Genomic DNA, 17478 nt, shown 5'->3' with positions numbered 1-17478 from the left:
CATGGACGAGCAGCACCCTCAGATCTCGGTCGATCTCGACGGTGACGGCACGTGCATCGCACACGCACGCCACCGCGCCGTCGACTTCCTCCTCCGGGCCAGGACCGCCCACGGCCTGCCCGTCTCACAACGCGCGACGGACGTGACGCAGTTGGTGGTCAGTGAACTGGTCACCAACGCCGGGAAGTACGCACCGGGTCCGGCGCGGCTGGACCTGCGGATCCACGACGGCGTGATCGAGGTGTCGGTGTGGGACTCCGACCCGGTGCTCCCGGTGGCGAGGGCGGCGGACGCGGGCCGGGTCGGCCAGCACGGCCTGGAGATCGTCATGGCCGTCTCGCAGGGCTTCGAAGCGGCGCGGGTGGAGGTGGGCAAACGCATCACCGCTCGCATCGCCCTCGCCGACGAGGCGGGCGGCCCCTGACGGCTCACGGAGGATCCGCACGCTCCCGGCGGACCGCGCGGGCATGAACCGTGCCGCGCGGGACACCCCCATAGGCAAGTGCTGTGCCGGTCCGGGGAATCGGGGGAGTGTCATGCAGACCGTACCGTCTCGCGAGGTCATGATCATCACCGCTGCGGCGGCCGCCGGGGCCGCACTCGGCGCACGCTGGTGGAGCTCCCGCGAACGCCGGCCGTACCCCGACACGGACGTGCCGGCCCCGGAACGCGTCGAGGAACTGCACCGGGTCTTCCGCGACGACGCGACGACACCCCCGGACGACTCCCCGGCGCGGACGCTGCACCGGTACTGGAACCGCCTGCTTCCCCTGCAGTTCGCGGCCCCACCCGCACGCACGGCACACCGTCCGGTGCCGTCCCGCGGCGGGCGGTAGGGAGCCGGCCGGGGCGGCACGGTCCGGCGGTCCGTCCCGCCCACGGGCAGTTCCTCAGGCGCCCGGGACCCGCGCGGGGCCGCGCGCCGTGCCCGCAACGGCCGGTCCGGCCGCCGCCGGGGCACACGGCAACGCGTGCAGGGCGGTGGTTCCGGAAAGCGCGCCGGGTGGTTTCGGCATGCGGCAGACGAACTGCCGGGCAATTGGCGGACGGCGGAGAATGCGGACGATGCGGTGTCGTGGGCCGTCAGCAGTGGGATGGCGGGGGCGTTCAGTGCGGCCGCGGAACGGGCCGGCTCCGGCGTGGGGGACCGCCGCAGCCGGCCGCGGACGGTGGCCCTGCGTCGGCCGCTCGGAGAGCGCCGCGCAGTCCGGCGCGGCACGGGGCTCGCACGGCGCTCGGGTTCGGCACGGCGTCCCGGCGGATCGACTGTGCCTACTGCGGCTGGGTGGCGATCTGGATCAGGTTCCCGCAGGTGTCCTCGAAGACGGCGGTCATCACGGGGCCCATCTCCAAGGGCTCCTGGGTGAAGCGGACACCATGGCCGCGCAGGCGCTCGTACTCCGCCTTGACGTCCTCGACGGCGAACTGGGCCAGCGGGATGCCGTCCGCCGCGAGGGCGTCGCGGTAGGTCCGGGCGGCCGGGTGGCCCAGGGGCTCCAGGAGGAGTTCGGGACCGTCGGGGTTCTCCGGGGAGACGACGGTCAGCCACCGGTCCTTCTCCCCGACCGGAACGTCGTGCTTCTTCACGAAACCGAGGACCTCGGTGTAGAAGCGCAGCGCCGCCGTCTGGTCGTCGACGAACACGCTGGTCAGGTGGATCTTCATGGAGTGCTCTCTTCCGGTTCGGTTCCGTCGGGTTCGGCCGTGAGCCACCGCTCGGCTATCTGCCGGAGCGGAGCGGTACGCAGGTCGTGGAACTTGTAGCGCCCCTCCCGCCTGGTCACGACGAGCCCGGCGCCTTCCAGTACGGCGAGGTGCTGGGAGACCGCCTGGCGGGACATGCCGAGGTGGTGCTTCATGCTGAGCCGGGAGCAGATCTCGAACAGGGTCTGTCCGGACTTCTCCGTGAGCTCGTCGAGGATGATGCGGCGCGTGGGGTCGGCCAGCGCTCTGAACAGGTCATCGGCCACGACGTCAGCATAGGCAAGTGAGTACTTGCCTATCAAGTGCGCGCGGCTCATCCCTCGGTGCCGAGGACCCCGCGGTCCCGCGCCGTGGTCGGTGTCAGCGCAAGGGCCGCGATGTCGTCGTCGAGCCGTCCGCCGCTGTGCCGGAGCAGATCCAGGTGCAACTGGTCCAGCAGTCCGCGAAGGTGTTGCGGACTCTGTCGCCGCATCCATTCCGGCAAGGGGAAGAAGCGGCCCGTGTCGTCCCGGGTCTCCGACACGCCGTCCGTGTAGAGCAGCAACCGCTCGCCCGGCGTGAAGGTGACGGTGTCGACCCGGTAGCGCTCGCCGACGAGCGCCGCGAGGTTGAGGGGCGGCGACGGGATGGTCGGTTCGAGGACCCGGATGCCGCCGGCGTGTGCGATCAGAGGCGGCGGATGCCCGCAGTTGAGGAGCCGCAGCCGGCCGCCGCCGGGCGGGATCTCGGCGAGGATCGCGGTGGCGAAGTGTTCGGGCTGGTCGTGCACGGGGAACGCCGCGCTGTGGCGCGTGACGGTCGTCTCCAGGCGGCGGACGATGCCCGTCAGGTCCGGCTCGTCGTAGGCGGCCTCCCGGAAGCAGCCGATCACCGCCGCGGCCGCCCCGACCGCGGACAGGCCCTTGCCCCGCACGTCGCCTATGAGGAGGCGCACCCCGTGCGGAGTGCCGATCGCCTCGTAGAAGTCACCGCCGATCCGGGCCTGCTCCTGGGCCGCCAGGTACAGCGACTCGATCTCGATGTCCTCGATGCGGCGCGGCAGTGGGCGCAGCAGTACCTTCTGGGCCGCGTCGGCGACGAGCCGGACCTGGAACAACGTCTCCTCCCGCTGCAGCCGGATGTGGCTGCCGTACGCGGCTGCCAGGGTGACCGCGACGATGGCGGCCGACGTGTACGGCGTCCCCAGGTCGGTGTGGAAGAAGCTCAGAACGATCATGAGCAGCAGGCAGACCGCTCCCAGGAGGACCGTGGGCAGTACGGGCCACATCGCGGCCGCCAGGGCGGGTGCCGTGGGCAGGAGTCGGCTGAACGCGATCTCCCTGGGGGTGGAGAACGCCATGCCGGCGATGAGAAGCGTCAGGACCACGGGCGACAGCCGGGCGGCTTCCCATCGGCCGCTGTAGGCCGGGCGACGGCGCCACGGCCGTCCAGACATGATCACATAGGTATCTTATCCGGCATAACGGACACGGGCTCCGGGTGCGGCTCCGCGGCGAACTGCCTGGTGGGCGCAGGGTGAGGTCGAGCGGTGGCTGACCTCGCGAGCACGCGCGGTCCGCCGGCCAGGGATCGGGCGCGCGTGGCCGGTCGGGATCGCCAGTGCTAGAAAGGTCACATGGCGAATCCTTTCGCCCGTTTGCGACGCCTGTCGGTGAAGCGCCAGATCGCGAAGAGTGTGCGGACAGTAGCCGGGCAGGTGCTGGTCTTCCAGGTCGCCCTCGTGGTGCTGCTCGTGGGCTGCGGAGTCTTCGCCCTGATCCTGCAGTCGGAGCGGGACGCCGGCGCCGAGGCCCGGCGTCGCTCCACGGCGGTGGCGCAGACCTTCGCGCACGCGCCGGGTGTCGTGGCGGCCCTGCAGGCCCCGGATCCAACGAGGATCCTGCAACCGCTCACCGAGGCGGCACGCCGCGCCGCCGATGTCGACTTCATCGTGGTGATGGACACGGCGGGCCTGCGCTACACGCACCCGCTGCCGGACCGGATCGGGAAACGGTTCGTGGGCGAGATCGGACCGTCGCTGCAGGGCCGGCTCTACGTGGAGAGCGTCGACGGGCCGCTCGGGCGCGAGGTGCAGGCCACCACTCCCGTCAAGACAGCCGACGGCACAGTGGTGGGCCTCGTCTCGGCCGGCATGAAGGTCAAGAACGTCGAAAGCCAGCTGCACCGGCAACTGCCGATCATCCTGGGCGCCGGGGCCGCGGCGCTCGTGCTGTCGGCCGGCGTGACGGCCCTGGTGGGCAGACGGCTGCGACGCCAGACACACAGCCTCGCGCCGAGCGAGATGGCCCTGATGTACGAGCACCATGACACCGTGCTCCACTCGGTCCGCGAAGGCGTGCTGATCGTGGCCGCCGACGGGCGGCTGATGCTGGCGAACGACGAGGCCAGACGACTGCTGGAGCTGCCCCCGGACATCGAGGGACAGCCCGTCTCGCACCTGACGGGCCTCGACCCCGGCCTGCGGGCACTGCTCGCCTCCGGGCGGGAGGCGACCGACGAGGTCCACCTCGCGGGTGAACGGCTCATCGCGGTCAACCAGCGGCCCACGGGGCGCGAGGGAGGACCACCCGGGCAGACGGTCGTGACGCTGCGCGACTCCACCGAACTGCAGGCGGTGACGGGCCGGGCGGAGGTGGCCCGGGAGCGGCTCAGGCTGCTGTACGACGCCGGACTGCGCATCGGCACCACCCTGGACGTGCTGCGCACCGCCGACGAACTGGCGCGCGTCCTCATTCCCCGCTTCGCCGACTTCGTCACCGTGGACCTCGCCGACGCCGTCCTGCACGGCGAGGAGCCGGCCCGTACCGGGACGGAGATGCGACGTGCCGCCGTGTCCGGCATCGCGGACGACCATCCGCTCACCGAGCAGGGCCGGCTCTTCGACTACCAGCCGGCCACCCCGCAGGCACGCGGCTACGGCTCCGGCCGCTCCCAGCTGGTGAGCGATCTGGCGACGGCCACCGGCTGGCGCGTGCAGGACCCGGAGCGGGCCCGGGCGATCATCGACTACGGCATCCACTCCCTGATCACCGCACCCATCCAGGCCCGGGGCGTCGTGCTCGGCATGGCCAGCTTCTGGCGCACCCGGCAGCACGAGCGGTTCAACGAGGAGGACGTGTCGCTGGCGGAGGAACTGGTGGCCCGCGCCGCCGTGAGTATCGACAACGCCCGCCGCTACACACGCGAACACGCCCTGGCCGTCACCCTCCAGCGCAGCCTCCTGCCGCGGGCGATGCCCGAGCAGAGCGCGCTGGACCTCGCCTACCGCTACATCCCCGCCCAGTCGGGAGTGGGCGGGGACTGGTTCGACGTGATTCCCATGCCGGGCAGCCGGGTGGCGCTGGCCGTCGGCGACGTGGTCGGCCACGGCCTCCACGCGGCCGCCACCATGGGACGGCTGCGCACCGCGGTGCACAACTTCTCCGCTCTCGACCTGCCCCCCGACGAACTGCTGAACCATCTGGACGACCTGGTCGGGAGCATCGACCAGCGGGAGGCGACGGAGAGCGCGGCGGGTGTCGTGGGCGCCACCTGCCTGTACGGCATCTACGACCCCGTGACGCGCACCTGCGTCATGGCGCGCGCGGGGCATCTGGCGCCCGCCGTGGTCCGGCCCGACGGGACGGTCGAGTTCCCCGACGTGCCCACCGGCCCGCCGCTGGGGCTGGGCGGCATGCCGTTCCTGACGGCGGAGGTCTCCCTCGACGAGGGGACCCAGCTCGTGCTGTACACCGACGGTCTCATCGAGGACCGCAGTCGCGACCTGGACGTGGGGCTGGAGCTGTTGCGTGAGGCCCTCGCCGGTCATCCCGGTCGGTCGCCCGAGCAGACCTGCCAGGACGTGCTGGACTCCGTACTCCCCGACCGTCCCAAGGACGACGTCGCCCTGCTCGTCGCCCGCACCCGTCGACTGCATCCCGACCGGATCGCCGACTGGGACGTACCGGCGGACCCCGCCGCCGTCGCGGGAATGCGCGACGCCGTGTCCCGGCAGCTCGACGAATGGGGCCTGTCCGACCTCTGCTTCAGCATGGAACTCATCCTGAGCGAGCTGATCACCAACGCCATCCGCCACGGCTCCGAGCCGATCCACGTGCGCCTGATCCGCGACCGCGCGCTGATCTGCGAGGTGGCGGACGGCAGCAGCACCTCACCGCATCTGCGCTACGCCGCGACGACGGACGAGGGGGGCCGGGGCTTGTTCCTCGTGTCGCAGTTGGCCGAGCGCTGGGGCACCCGGTACACGCCGCAGGGCAAGGTCATCTGGGCCGAACAGGCTCTGCCCTAGACCTGCTGTCCGCGGACCGGCCGGGTGGTGGCCGGGATGCGCTCCAGTACTCCGCCGGCGAAGACGTCGTACAGCGGCAGGGTCTCCAGGTGGACGTAGCCGATGTGGCAGTCGCAGACGCTCAACGGGCAAGCGCGGGGGCCCAGTGCGGCTCGGTAGGAGCCGTCGTAGAGGTTGCCCAGTTCGGTGCGCACGAAGTGGCAGCGGCGCACCGTACCGTCCCCGTCGACCGAGATCACGGACTCGCCGGTGCGGCAGGGCAGCCCGGCGCTGGCGTGCGGGGTGCGGCTGTAGGGGAACAACGCGTCCAGCGCCGTCCAGTCCTCGGCCTCGGCGTCCTGGTAGATGTGCCCCTCGGCCGCGTTGATCCACAGATAGACGTGTTCCGGCAGGTCGGCGCGCAACCGGCGGGCGTCCGCGAGGTGTTCGGGCAGGCCGACCACGCCGACGCTGTAGCGGACGCCACGCCGGGCGAGGTCGCGGCACTTGGTGAGGAACCGGTCGTAGGGGGTCTGGCCCGGGTGGTAGGTGCACCACAGGGCGAGGGCGTCGAGGTCGGCGGTGTCCAGCCAGTCGGTGCGGCAGCTGAGGTTGGTCTGGATGGCGACGCGGCGGATGTGCGGCAGGTGGGACAGCTCCGCGAGGGTGCGCCGGTACCAGGAGCGCACGAGGCCCTCGCCCCAGGGGGTGAACAGCAGGGAGAGGCGGTCGCCGGTCTGCGCGGCGGCCCACGCGGCGAAGCGGTCCAGGGCGGCCCGGTCCGCGCGGAGCCGCGCCGGGGAGTCGCGCCGCTTGGCGAACGGGCAGTAGGGGCAGTCGTAGTCGCAGGACGCGAGCGGCCCGCGGTAGAGGACGGTGAGATCCATGGCCGGGCGTCACTTCCTCTCGTAGGCGGCCATGGCGGCGCGCACCGCCGGGGAGAACAGCCGCGGGCCGATGGCGTCCGAGTGCGCGAGACCTTCGGGCGTCAGCCGCAGACGGGTGGGCGTGGGGCCGGCCAGCCACCCCAGTGCGGCAAGGGTGTCGAGTTCGGCCCCGAAGTCGTCGGCGGGTGCCGAGCCGAAGCGGGCGCGGTAGTCGGCGGTGTCCAGGCCGTCGGCCTGGAGGAGCGACTGCAGCAGATGACGGCGGCGGGCCTCGTGGGCGTCGATCCGGTAACCCACCGCCGCCCGGGAGAAGTCGGTGGTGGCGACGTAGTCGTCGATGATCCCGCGGATCTCGTGCATGCCGACGGCGTAGTCGAACGAGTAGTGCAGGGCGGAGGTGTAGGAGCGGGCTCCGCAGCCGAGGCCGATCATGCCGTCGGTCTGGCAGGCGTAGTCGTCGGCGCCCTGCGGTGGGGCGTCGGCCCGGCGGAACATCCGCATCGACTGCTGCACATAGCCCTGGGACAGCAGATGGTCCCGGCCCGCGCGGTACAGCCGCAGCCGCTGCTCGTCCCAGGCCGGGTCGGCGGCGGCGTCCGGACGGTGGCGGTCGAGGCCGGTGAGGGGGCGGACGTAGAGCGGGTACAGGTAGAGCTCCTCCGGCCGCCAGGCGAGCGCCGCGTCCAGGGAGCGCAGCCAGCTCTGCTCGGTCTGTCCGTCGATGCCGTAGATGAGGTCGATGTTGAGGACCGGCAGGGCGGCGTCGCGGATGCGGCCGAGGGCTGCGTCCACGTCGCCGCGGCGCTGCGGACGGACGGCTGCCCGCGCCTCGGAGTCGACGAAGCTCTGCACGCCCAGACTCAGCCGGGTGGCGCCGCGCTCGGCCAGGACGGCCAGGCGGTCGGCGGTGGCCGTGGCGGGCGATGCCTCCACCGACAGCGGCACCGCGCGCAGATCGGCACCCATGCGGTGCTCGGCGATGTCGCAGAGCCGCTCGAGCTCCCGCGCGGTGAGGAAGGTGGGGGTGCCGCCGCCGAAGGCGGCCGTGGCGAACCGTACGCCGTCGCCGTCGCCGAGTGCGTCACGGACGGCCGTCGCCTGTCGCTCCAGGGCGTCCAGGTAGGCACCGGTCAGGCCGTCGGGGGCGCCGATGCGGGTGAAGAGGTTGCAGAACCCGCAGCGCACCTCGCAGAACGGTATGTGCAGGTAGAGCGAGAGGGCGCTCTTGTCCTGAGCCTCCCACAGGGACCTCAGCGCCGGCCGGTCGGGCAGCGGCCGGTAGGCGGTCTTGTGGGGATAGGCGTAGACGTAGTGCTGGTAGGGGCCGGTCGGCTGGGCGGTGGTCATCGGGCGGCCTCGGCGGGGTCCAGGAAGAAGTGGGCGTACGGCACGGTCCATACGCACTCGTGGCCCAGGCGGTGCCCGGTGTAGCCGTCGTCGCCGTAGGCCGTGCCGTGGTCGGAGCACACGATCGCGAAGCAGCGGCGCCGCGAACTCGCGGCGGCGAACAGCCGCCCGATGTGACGGTCGACGTACTCCAGGGCGGCGGCGTGCGAGGCGCGGGTGTCACCTGCCGCGCGCGTGGCGCCCGGCAGGTGGAACCAGTTCGGCTGGTGCAGGGCGGAGACGTTGACGAAGAGGAACAGCCGCCGGTCCGCGGGGAGTCGGGCGACGATCTCCTCGGCTCGCTCGACCTGGTTCTCGAACGAGCGGGGCGAGGTGACGCCGAACTCCGGCTCCCAGTGGGATTCCTGGAACAGGCCCGGCAGTACCGAGCCGAGCGGGCCCTGCTTGTTGAAGAAGCCCACGCCGCCGACGCACGCCGTGTGGTAGCCGGCCTTCGCCAACCCGGTGACGAGATCGGGTGTGTCGTAGACGAAGGTGCCGTCGGCCGTGGTCTCGCTGCCGGCGAAGCTCGCCGCGAACAACCGGCGGTGGGGTCCCGGGGCGGCCGGGGTGGGCAGGAAGCCGGCGAAGATCGCCTGGTGCGAGGCGTAGGTGAAACTGCCCGGCGCGTGCCGCTTCTCCCAGCGGCCGCCGGGCAGATGGCGCGCCAGGTGGGGGATGCGGCCCGCGGCCGCCAACTCCTCGGCCACGTCGTGACGCAGGGTGTCGAGAGTGACGAGGAGGATGTCGTGCTCGCCGACGATGGCGTTCATGTCGGGCTCGGTCATGCGGTGTTCCTGTTCTGTACGGGTGCGGCGGCCGGCCGGGCCGGGTGGGTCACGCCGCTGGGGCGGGCGCGCGCGGTGCGCCGGACCGCCGCCCCGGCCACCGGGCGCCGGGGCGGCCGGGGTCGCGCAGGACCGCCGCGACCTGCGCGCCGTAGGTGTCCAGGCCCTCCGCGCCGCTGCCGGGCAGGCCGGTGACGCCGGGCAGCAGATCACCAAAGGCGTTGACCTCGCCGACGAACATCCGGCGCCAGCCGACGGCCGGCAGCAGGTCCACGCCGACGCACAGGGTGCGGGGGAAGCACGCGGCCGCCCGTTCGCACACCTCCAGCACGTCGGTCCAGCGGGCGTCCGCCGCCGCCACGGCCGCGCGGGCGGCGTCGAGGTCGCCGCGGTGGCCGCCCAGGTGGAGGTTGGTCAGGGGGGAGCGGCCGATGCGCACCACGGCGTGCGTGGCCCGTCCGGCCACCACGACGATCCGGAAGTCGCTCGCGCGGCCCTGCTGGGATGCCTTGGGCACCCACCGTTCGAGATGCAGACCGTCCGGGGCGAGGGCGTCGACGACGGCGGCGACGTCCCGCTCGTTCTCGTAGCGGCGCAGCTTCAGCGAGTTGTGCAGGTGGCCGCCCGCTGTCACCTCGACGGAGGTGGTCGCCCTGATCCGGCCGCCGCCTGCCTCCACGGCGAGGACTCCGGACGCCGACGACCCGTGGGCCGGCTTGACGAACAGCCGCGACATACGGTGCGCGCGCATCAGCGTCCGCACGTCGTCCCAGTCGCGCACCGGCGCGCCGTCCGTTCCGGAGGTGGGCGAGAAGGGAACGGGTACGCCGGCCGCGTCCAGGACGGCGTGGCAGCGGCGTTTGTCGAACAGCACGGACAGCTCGTCCGGGTCGTCCAGCCGGACACCGCCGCGCAGGCCGTGCAGCGCGGCGGTGAAGCCGGCGTACCAGCGCGCCGAGCCCTCCACCCGGGTGGGCTCCAGATCACCCCGCAGCATGCGGTCCACCTCGGGATGCTCGCCGGGGGAGTCGACGCGGACGATCTCCTCGGGCGCGAAGTCCGCTGCGCCCTGCCGCAGGACGTCCGCCCACGGCACCACACGCGGGCCGGGCAGACCCGCCGCCCGCACCGCGTCGGCGAAGAGCGTCACCCGGCGGTTGCCGGGGTTGCCGACCACCGCGAAGCGCACGCCGGCCGCGGTCGCCACGCCGTCCGTGCTCACTCGCCGACGGAGACGTAGCGCCAGACCGTGCCGTCGTCCTCGGTCTCCTCCTCCGCGTCGCCGCGGTCGAGGTCGACCTCCACACCGGCCGGTTCCAGCACCTGACGCACCCGCTCCTCGAAGGCCTTGCCGAGGTAGTGGTGGTGCAGGTCGAGCTTCTTCAGGTGGGTCAGCGGCTGCCCGCCCAGCAACGCCTCCGCGCCCTCGTCGGTCAGCACCCCCATGGACAGGTCCAGCACCTCGAGGCGGGCGACGACCGGCGCGGCGGCCACGGCGGCGGCCACCGCGTCCTGCATCTCGCTGTTGCGCAGGGCCAGGTGGCGCAGGCGCGGCAGACGGGCGCCGGACAGGATGGGCTCCAGGTCGGCGGCCTCGCTGTCGCCGCCGTAGTCGGGCGTGCCCAGCCACAGGTCGAGGTGCTCCAGCGCGGGCAGGTCGCTGGCGCCGATGCCCCGCACGACCGCGGCGGGCAGGCCACCGGTCTCCACGACGAGGCGGCGCAGCGAGGAGTGCTGCACGGCTGTGAAGGCGAGGCCGGAGCCGCCGCGCACGCCGAACTCCTCCAGGGCGGGGAAGCCGGCCAGCAGGGGCGAGACGTCGGTCTGGTTGATCCACGAGATCTCGCACTCCTCCATCACCATGTCGCCGAGGAACAGCGCGCGCAGCGCGGGCAGCCGGTCGCGGGCGGCGAGCAGGGCCTCGATGACGTCGGAGGGATCGGTCTCGTAGGCCTCCTCCCAGGCGCCGACGACCAGGGCGCGCACCCGGGTGGTGTCGACGGCTGCGCAGAAGCGGGTGAAGGCCGCCGTCCAGCTCTCCTCCGTGTCGTACACGTCCGCGGAGACCCGCCAGGCGACGGAGTCCGGCTCGGGCAGGCGGCCGGCCGGATCGTCGGGGCCGGGGAAGGCGTGCGCGGGCAGCCGGTACAGCTGGTGCAGGTGGTCACCGATGGTCATGCGGCTGCTCCTGGGAGAAAGGGTGTGCGATGCGTGATGCCGCAGTTCTACCAACCGCCACTGACAGCGAAGGACGGTGGGGCGGCTTTCGGGGCGTTGTCAGTGGCGGCCCCTACGGTCGTGGTCATGAGGCCGGTGCGTGGTGCACCCGGCGGTGAGGGGCGAGGTATGTACCGGCAGGGAGACGTGCTGATCGTGCCCGTGGCGCGGGAGGCGGTACCGGAGCACGTGACGCACGCGCCGAGGGAGCGGCGGGACGGGCGCGGCCGGCTGGTGCTGGCGCTCGGCGAGGTGACCGGGCACGCCCACGCGGTGGTGGGGCCGGGGGAGTTGGTGCGCGAGCCCGGGCCGTACGGTCCGCTGCTGCTGCACCTGCCGCAAGGGGGCCGGGTCGTCCACGAGGAGCATGCGGCGATCGCACTGCCCAAGGGCTGGTACCGGGTGGTCAGACAGCGGGAGTACGTGCCGGGGTCCGTCCGGATCGTCGCCGACTGACCACTGTGCCGAAGGAATTGGGGGAGGAAGACATGCCGACGACCAGGACGGACGGCCGGACGGGCGTCCACGAGATGAGCGGAGCGGCCGGCCGGACCGGTGACGAGAGGCGGCCGGAGGCCGGGGCGGACGGGCTGGGCGCGTGGCGCGCCCGGGCCACGGCGATCGCCCGCGCCGACCGCCCCGCCGCCGAGGCGGGGGTCCGGCGCGCCTACCGGCTGGCGGGCCTGGCCGAACCGGAGGTGGTGGTGTGGGTGGACTCCCCGCGCGCGGCCGTGACGGTGATCCGGCAGCTCACCGACCGGGGCCCCAGTGTGCGCGAGGCGGTCCGCAGTGCGCCGTGGGCGCGGGAAAGGCTGCGGCGGCAGGCCGAGTTGGGGGCCGCGGGCTGGTCCGCCCACTGGACGGCGACCGGCGGGCGGCTGTGGGAGTCCACCCAGGCGCTGGTGGATCGGATCCGGGCCGGTGTGCTGGAGGACCTGGTCGGCCGGGACACGGACGCGGAGGCCGCCCAGGTGCGGCTGCTCCTCCTGGACGCGGTGCTGGGGCAGCACGACGCGCCGTGGCTGGCCGCCTTCCCCACCCATGACGGTCCGCTGGGCGCGCTGGCCGAGGTCTGCCGCAGCGCGGGCTGGTGGTGGCCCTTCGCCCGGGTCGCGGTGGTGTCGGAACGCCCGGTGGCACTGCACCGGGACGAGGCCGGCCGCCTCGACCGCGGTGACGGCCCCGCACTGGCGTACCCGGACGGGTTCGCCCTGCATGCCTGGCGCGGCATGCCGGTGCCCGCCGCCTTCCTCACGGAGCTGCCCTCGCTGACGCCGAGCCGCATCCGGGACGAGGAGAACGCCGAACTGCGCCGCGTGATGCTGGAGTACTACGGGTACGAGCGCTACCTCGCGGACTCCGGTGCGCGTCCCGTGCACCGCGACGAGACGGGCACGCTGTGGCGGATCGATCTGCCCGACGACGAGCCGGTGGTGATGGTGGAGGTGCTCAACTCGACGCCGGAACCGGACGGCACCCGGCGCACCTACTGGCTTCGCGTCCCGCCGGCGACCAGGACCGCGAGGGAGGGCGTCGCCTGGACGTTCGGCTTGGGAGCGGAGGTATACGCGCCGTTGCGGGAGACCTGAGGGCTTGGCCGCCCGTGAACGGAGCCGGAACACGGCCGGGTTTGGGGCCGGTGCGGGTGGCGCCCAGCGAGAAGGAGTAGCCGTCGCAGCCACCGTGATCACTCGACCTCCCATGATCGAAGGGCGCCGGCTCCACCATGAGTACGAGCTTCTGCGCGACCGCGTCCTGGGGAAGCGAGGCCGAAACGGTGGCGAGGGCCTCGACGCCCGGGGCGAGTGAACCCGCCGTGCCCCCGTGCGCGAGCGGCCGGCCCTGACGGCGCACCAGCCGAGGGCGGTGCGCGTGAGGCTCAGGAGGCGCGGAGGGCAACGTTCGGAGATCGTTTCGGCTTCGGGACTGTGGAGAAGAGGCAACGGATCGCACACAGATCGCATACGTTTCGGACGCCACGAGGTGTCGGAGAGGGCTCTGTGAGCCGTTGTTGAGTGACTCGTCCTCCGTGATACCGGTGATCTTGGTGGGATGTGTCCGGAAACGCCGGCCTCTCGGCCTCCCCTGACGAGCCTTGAGGGGCGCAGGTGGGCGACGCCGCCGGTGGACGCTAACTGCTTTGACGCGGCCCCGTCACCTCCGTACGGTCTGCGTCTGGCCGAATCCGAGCGGTGCGGCCTTCGCAATCGATCCCTGGGGGGACGCAATGAACTGGTTCATCGAAGTCGTGAAGAAGTACGCGGTATTCAGCGGGCGTGCGCGTCGCAAGGAGTACTGGATGTACGCGCTCTTCTACGTCATCTTCGCGATCGTGGCCTCGATCATCGACGCGGTGGTCTTCGGGTCGCAGATCCTGAGCCTCGTGCTGGCACTCGGCCTGCTGCTGCCGAGCCTGGGCGTCAGCGTCCGACGGCTGCACGACACCAACCGCAGCGGCTGGTGGATCCTGATCGGCCTCGTTCCGCTCGTCGGCGGGATCGTCCTGCTGGTCTTCCTCTGCATCGAGGGCGAGGCCGGCCACAACGAGTACGGCCCCAACCCCAAGTTCGCCGGTTCCCCCGCCTGATCCGTCCAGGCAACACGCCGAGGCCGCCCGTCTTCCGGGCGGCCTCGGCTCGTTTTCGCCGCCGGCGCCGCAGGTGGGGCCGACGTCCTCTTGCCGGCCTGGGACTGCTCCCACCGTGCCGGAGCGGGTGGCGCCGCAGCCGTCCGGGCGGCAGTCAACACCTGATTCGGCCGAACCGGCGGAGTGGTGGCTGTGTGGCCGGAACGGCCAGGGTGGTCGGAGGTGGCCTCGGGGCGTTCCGGCTCGGCCCGACTTTTTCTCCGTGACCCCGGTTTGAGGGTGAACCCCCGGGATACACGCCCTCATTGGTGGGTGCTGAACGGCCATCTCCCCTTCGATTTCGGGGGGTTGCCATCCAGTGACCCAACGTGAAAACTGTGAGCGCACTCGGCCCGGGAGGATCGTGTCGAAGCGCGTTCTTGGCACGTGAGTCAAGGGACAGAGGAGTCCCGTGCAGGCCACTGCGCGGGGGAAGTCACTGGGGGGACGTGGTGGTGTCTGCTAGGTGCCCTGGGCGCGTGTTGCCAGGCTGCGCACGTACGGGCCTGTCCGCTGCTCGGCGGGCGTCCGGCCCGCTCGGAACCGCCGCCCCACCGTCCCCGTTCCGCCCTCAGGTCCGCTGACGCCCCGGCTCGACCTGCCCTGAGCGGCGGATCGCCGGCCGCCTCCAGCCGGTCGCCCCGACCGAGTTGACCGGCCGGGTCGCATCCGCCGAGCTGGTCGCACCGGCTGCTCCGGCCCGCCCGGCCGAGCCGCGCACCGGCCGCCCGACGTCGAGCGAACATCTGCCCGCGGTGCCACATCGATGGCCCGCGCCCGCACGGCCACCGCTGCCCGCGGCCGGCCACGGCGCGACGACGGTTGCCCACCGCACGGGCCCGCGCGTCCCCATCCAAGGAGAAACGGTGACAAGCACACAACTGACCGGTGCCGGATCGCCACTTGACGAGTTACCCGAGCGATGGCGGTCCTTACGCGACGCCGGCCCCGTGACGTTCGACGAGGAACGGCGGCAGTGGCACGTCGTGGACCACCAGGGCGTCTCGTCGATCCTGTCCGACCCGGCGACGTACTCCTCCGACATGACGCCGATCGCCCCCACCCAGGAGGACTTCGAGGCCTTCACCCAGGGCAATTTCGTCGGCATGGACCCGCCGGAGCACCGCAAGCTGCGCACCCTGGTGAGCCAGGCCTTCACCCCGCGCGTGGTCCACGGACTCGCACCGCGCATCGAGGCCATCTGCGCGCGGCTGTTCGACGGAGTCGCCGACCGCGACCGCTTCGACCTGGTCGACACGCTCGCCTACCCCCTGCCGATCATCGTGATCGCCGAACTCCTCGGTATCCCCGCCGAGGACCACAAGCTGTTCCAGGAGTGGGCCGCGACCCTCTTCGGAGGCGAACAGCTCGGCGACAGCCTCGACATGGCCGACCTGGAACGGGCGCTGGAGGCCATCGCCCCGACCGTGCGCGAGATGAACGGCTACGTCCTGGACCACATCCGGCACCGCCGCGCCCATCCCGGGGACGACCTGACCAGCAGACTCCTCGGCGCCGAGGTCGACGGAACACGGCTGCAGGACCAGGAGATCGTCGGGTTCGTCGCCCTGCTGCTGGTGGCGGGCCACATCACCACCACCGCTCTGCTCGGCAACGCCCTGGTCGCCTTCGACCGGCACCCCGGCACGCTCGCCGCTCTGCGCAAGGACCCGGACCGGGTGCCGGACGCCGTGGAGGAGGTTCTGCGCTGGCTGCCGCCCTTCCCCGAGCTGGGCCGGCGCACCACCCGCCCCGTGACGCTCGGCGGCCACGAGATCCCGGCCGACACCCTGCTGATGGTGCACCTGGGGGCCGCCAACCGCGACCCCGCGCGCTTCACCGCGCCGGACGTCTTCGACCCGGCCCGTGACCCCAATCCCCATCTGACCTTCGGTCACGGCATCCACTTCTGTTTCGGCGCCCCGCTGGCCCGCCTGGAAGCCCGTATCGCGCTCCAGATGATGATGGAACGTTTCTCCTCCCTCGCGGTGCCCTCGTACGACGACGTCGCGTACCAGAACCCGGCCGTCATCGTCGGCGTGCGCCATCTGCCGATCGCCGTCACCAGGCCGTAGAGCACGTCGACGCGCACGCCCCGCACCGCTCACCCCGACGGGCCGGCCGCGTCCCCCCTCCTCGCACCCGCTCACACCAGGAGTCGTCTCCCCATGCCCTATCCGACCGCCGCCCCGGCCACAGCCAGGCCATCGTCCCCCTCGCACCACGAGTTGCGCGGCCACCTGGACGCCCTCGCACGCATCCACCGCGTGCCCGGTGCCCAGTTGGCCGTCCACACGGGCACCCACGTCCTCAGCGTGTCCACCGGCACGGCCGACGCCGTGGCCAACACCCCGTTCACCGCCGGGACGGCCGTGCCCCTCGGTTCCGTCACCAAGGCGGCCACGGCCGCGGCCGTCCTGCTCCTCGCGGACGACGGGGACCTGGACCTCGACGAGAGCGTCGGCGAACTGCTGCCCGACTTATCAGGCGCGATACCCGAAGTGACGGTACGTCACCTGCTGAGTCACACCGCCGGTCTGCCCACCGGTCCCGACTCGGACAGCGCCGTCGGCACCACCGCCTCCCGGTACCTCTCGGCGGTCTGCACCGCCCGGAGTTCGCTGTTCCCGCCGGGCACCGCCTTTTCCTACTCCAACGCCGGCTACGTCGCCGCCGGCCGCATCCTGTCCGAAGTGACGGGCATGACGTGGCAGGAGGCGGTGGCGGCGCTCGTCCTGGAACCCCTGGGCATCGTCCCCGCGTTCCTCGGCGACGCCGCCCCCGCGCGGCCGATCGCCAGCGGTCACGCCCTCAACACGGCCACGGGCCTGGTCCGTCCGGCCCACCAGAACCTCGCCCCGGTGGAGGCCCCGGCCGGAGCGCTGCTGGCGAGCGCCGAGGACCTGGTCGCCCTGGGCAGAGCCGTGATCGGCAGGGACGCCGCGCTGCCGGCCGGCGTCGCCGACCTGATGCGGCGCCCCGAGCCGGCCGCCGACCCCGGCGCACTGGCCGACGCCTGGGGCCTCGGCCTCGCCCTCTTCACGCAGGACGGCCAGGTGTGGTGCGGCCACGACGGCAACGCCCAGGGCACCTCCTGCCACCTGCGGGCGGACCCCGACAGCGGGGTCGTCGTCGCCTTCACCGGCAACGCCGGCGCCGCCACCGCCCTGTGGCGTGACATCACCGCGGAACTCGCCCGGCTGACCGGCATCCGCGTGCCCGCCGCCCGGGCCGCCGACACCCACCGCGGGCCCGCCGTAGCGCTCCCGGAGTGCGCCGGAAGGTATCGCAACGGGGGCACGGAGTACACGGTCAAGCTCGACGGGGACGGCAGGCCGACCCTCTCCGTCGACGGTGACTGCCCCATTCCGCTGGTGTGCTACCCGGACCTGTCCTGCGACCTGGTGGACCCGGCCACCGACCGGATCGAGCCGGGCGGCCGATTCCACCGCGACCCCGCCACCGGGGTCATCGACCGCCTGCAGATCTCCGGACGCACCGCGCGCCGCACCGGCACGGACTGACAGCGCGCCGCACCGGCACGGTCCGGCCGCGCGCCGCCGCCCAGGCTCCGGGCGGCCTCGCGTCCCGTCGGCACCGCCC

16 protein-coding genes are annotated in these 17478 nt (G+C 72.7%); 8 read left to right on the top strand and 8 right to left on the bottom strand.

Translation table 11 applies throughout. The features are described from left to right. Position 1: 1 nt before the first annotated feature. The gene (locus tag ACZ4M5_RS15280) at positions 2-424 is read left to right on the top strand and encodes an ATP-binding protein (protein ID WP_467736830.1); all 423 of its coding nucleotides are present in this window, start codon (positions 2-4) and stop codon (positions 422-424) included. Positions 425-536: 112 nt separating this feature from the next. Next, the gene (locus tag ACZ4M5_RS15275) at positions 537-836 is read left to right on the top strand and encodes a hypothetical protein (RefSeq protein ID WP_467736828.1); all 300 of its coding nucleotides are present in this window, start codon (positions 537-539) and stop codon (positions 834-836) included. Between the two features lie 436 nt (positions 837-1272). Here ACZ4M5_RS15275 and ACZ4M5_RS15270 read toward each other — a convergent pair whose 3' ends face one another. From ACZ4M5_RS15270 to ACZ4M5_RS15260, 3 genes are read right to left on the bottom strand one after another with little or no spacing between them, the layout of a single operon-like run. Further along, positions 1273-1665, bottom strand: coding sequence for a VOC family protein (locus tag ACZ4M5_RS15270; protein WP_467736826.1), 393 nt, complete (start codon positions 1663-1665; stop codon positions 1273-1275). After that, a complete protein-coding gene (locus ACZ4M5_RS15265) occupies positions 1662-1970 on the bottom strand; it encodes an ArsR/SmtB family transcription factor (RefSeq protein ID WP_467736824.1) in 309 nt (102 codons plus the stop codon). The genes ACZ4M5_RS15270 and ACZ4M5_RS15265 overlap by 4 nt, the downstream gene beginning before the upstream one ends. 47 nt (positions 1971-2017) lie before the next feature. Then, positions 2018-3145, bottom strand: coding sequence for a PP2C family protein-serine/threonine phosphatase (locus ACZ4M5_RS15260; RefSeq protein WP_467736822.1), 1128 nt, complete (start codon positions 3143-3145; stop codon positions 2018-2020). Between the two features lie 174 nt (positions 3146-3319). Between ACZ4M5_RS15260 and ACZ4M5_RS15255 the strand changes: the two genes are divergently transcribed. Beyond that, positions 3320-5992: a SpoIIE family protein phosphatase gene (locus ACZ4M5_RS15255; RefSeq protein ID WP_467736820.1), complete on the top strand. Its 2673-nt coding sequence runs from the start codon at positions 3320-3322 to the stop codon at positions 5990-5992. Here the strand turns inward: ACZ4M5_RS15255 and ACZ4M5_RS15250 are convergent. The 5 genes from ACZ4M5_RS15250 to ACZ4M5_RS15230 all read right to left on the bottom strand — a co-directional run bounded on the left by ACZ4M5_RS15250 (position 5989) and on the right by ACZ4M5_RS15230 (position 11210). After that, positions 5989-6858 carry an STM4011 family radical SAM protein gene (locus tag ACZ4M5_RS15250; RefSeq protein ID WP_467736818.1) on the bottom strand — a complete coding sequence of 290 codons (870 nt, stop codon included), beginning with the start codon at positions 6856-6858 and terminating at the stop codon, positions 5989-5991. The genes ACZ4M5_RS15255 and ACZ4M5_RS15250 overlap by 4 nt on opposite strands. A 9-nt stretch (positions 6859-6867) precedes the next feature. Then, on the bottom strand, positions 6868-8205 hold the full coding sequence (locus ACZ4M5_RS15245; protein WP_467736816.1) for an STM4012 family radical SAM protein: 1338 nt from the start codon (positions 8203-8205) through the stop codon (positions 6868-6870). Further along, positions 8202-9017 carry an STM4013/SEN3800 family hydrolase gene (locus ACZ4M5_RS15240; RefSeq protein ID WP_467737362.1) on the bottom strand — a complete coding sequence of 272 codons (816 nt, stop codon included), beginning with the start codon at positions 9015-9017 and terminating at the stop codon, positions 8202-8204. The genes ACZ4M5_RS15245 and ACZ4M5_RS15240 overlap by 4 nt, the downstream gene beginning before the upstream one ends. Positions 9018-9081: 64 nt before the next feature. Further along, positions 9082-10254, bottom strand: a complete 1173-nt coding sequence (locus ACZ4M5_RS15235) for an STM4014 family protein (protein WP_467736814.1) — start codon at positions 10252-10254, stop codon at positions 9082-9084. Then, entirely contained in the window at positions 10251-11210 is a 960-nt protein-coding gene (locus tag ACZ4M5_RS15230) for an STM4015 family protein (RefSeq protein WP_467736812.1), read from the bottom strand. The genes ACZ4M5_RS15235 and ACZ4M5_RS15230 overlap by 4 nt, the downstream gene beginning before the upstream one ends. A gap of 168 nt (positions 11211-11378) precedes the next feature. Here ACZ4M5_RS15230 and ACZ4M5_RS15225 point away from each other — a divergent pair, with 168 nt between their 5' ends. From ACZ4M5_RS15225 to ACZ4M5_RS15205, 5 genes are all read left to right on the top strand, one after another. Further along, positions 11379-11705 carry a hypothetical protein gene (locus tag ACZ4M5_RS15225; RefSeq protein WP_398111663.1) on the top strand — a complete coding sequence of 109 codons (327 nt, stop codon included), beginning with the start codon at positions 11379-11381 and terminating at the stop codon, positions 11703-11705. 74 nt (positions 11706-11779) lie between these two features. Then, positions 11780-12838, top strand: coding sequence for a DUF6745 domain-containing protein (locus ACZ4M5_RS15220; protein WP_467737360.1), 1059 nt, complete (start codon positions 11780-11782; stop codon positions 12836-12838). A gap of 638 nt (positions 12839-13476) precedes the next feature. Continuing rightward, positions 13477-13836 carry a DUF805 domain-containing protein gene (locus ACZ4M5_RS15215; protein ID WP_467736809.1) on the top strand — a complete coding sequence of 120 codons (360 nt, stop codon included), beginning with the start codon at positions 13477-13479 and terminating at the stop codon, positions 13834-13836. A 989-nt stretch (positions 13837-14825) separates the two neighbouring features. Beyond that, positions 14826-15950 carry a cytochrome P450 gene (locus ACZ4M5_RS15210; protein ID WP_467736807.1) on the top strand — a complete coding sequence of 375 codons (1125 nt, stop codon included), beginning with the start codon at positions 14826-14828 and terminating at the stop codon, positions 15948-15950. Positions 15951-16043: 93 nt separating this feature from the next. Beyond that, entirely contained in the window at positions 16044-17399 is a 1356-nt protein-coding gene (locus ACZ4M5_RS15205; protein WP_467736805.1) for a serine hydrolase domain-containing protein, read from the top strand. The last annotated feature ends 79 nt before the right edge of the window (positions 17400-17478 follow it).

The organism is Streptomyces sp. NPDC026246 (assembly GCF_055567995.1).
The sequence above is the reverse complement of the archived record's forward strand: the minus strand, read 5'-3'. Positions and strand labels throughout refer to the sequence as shown.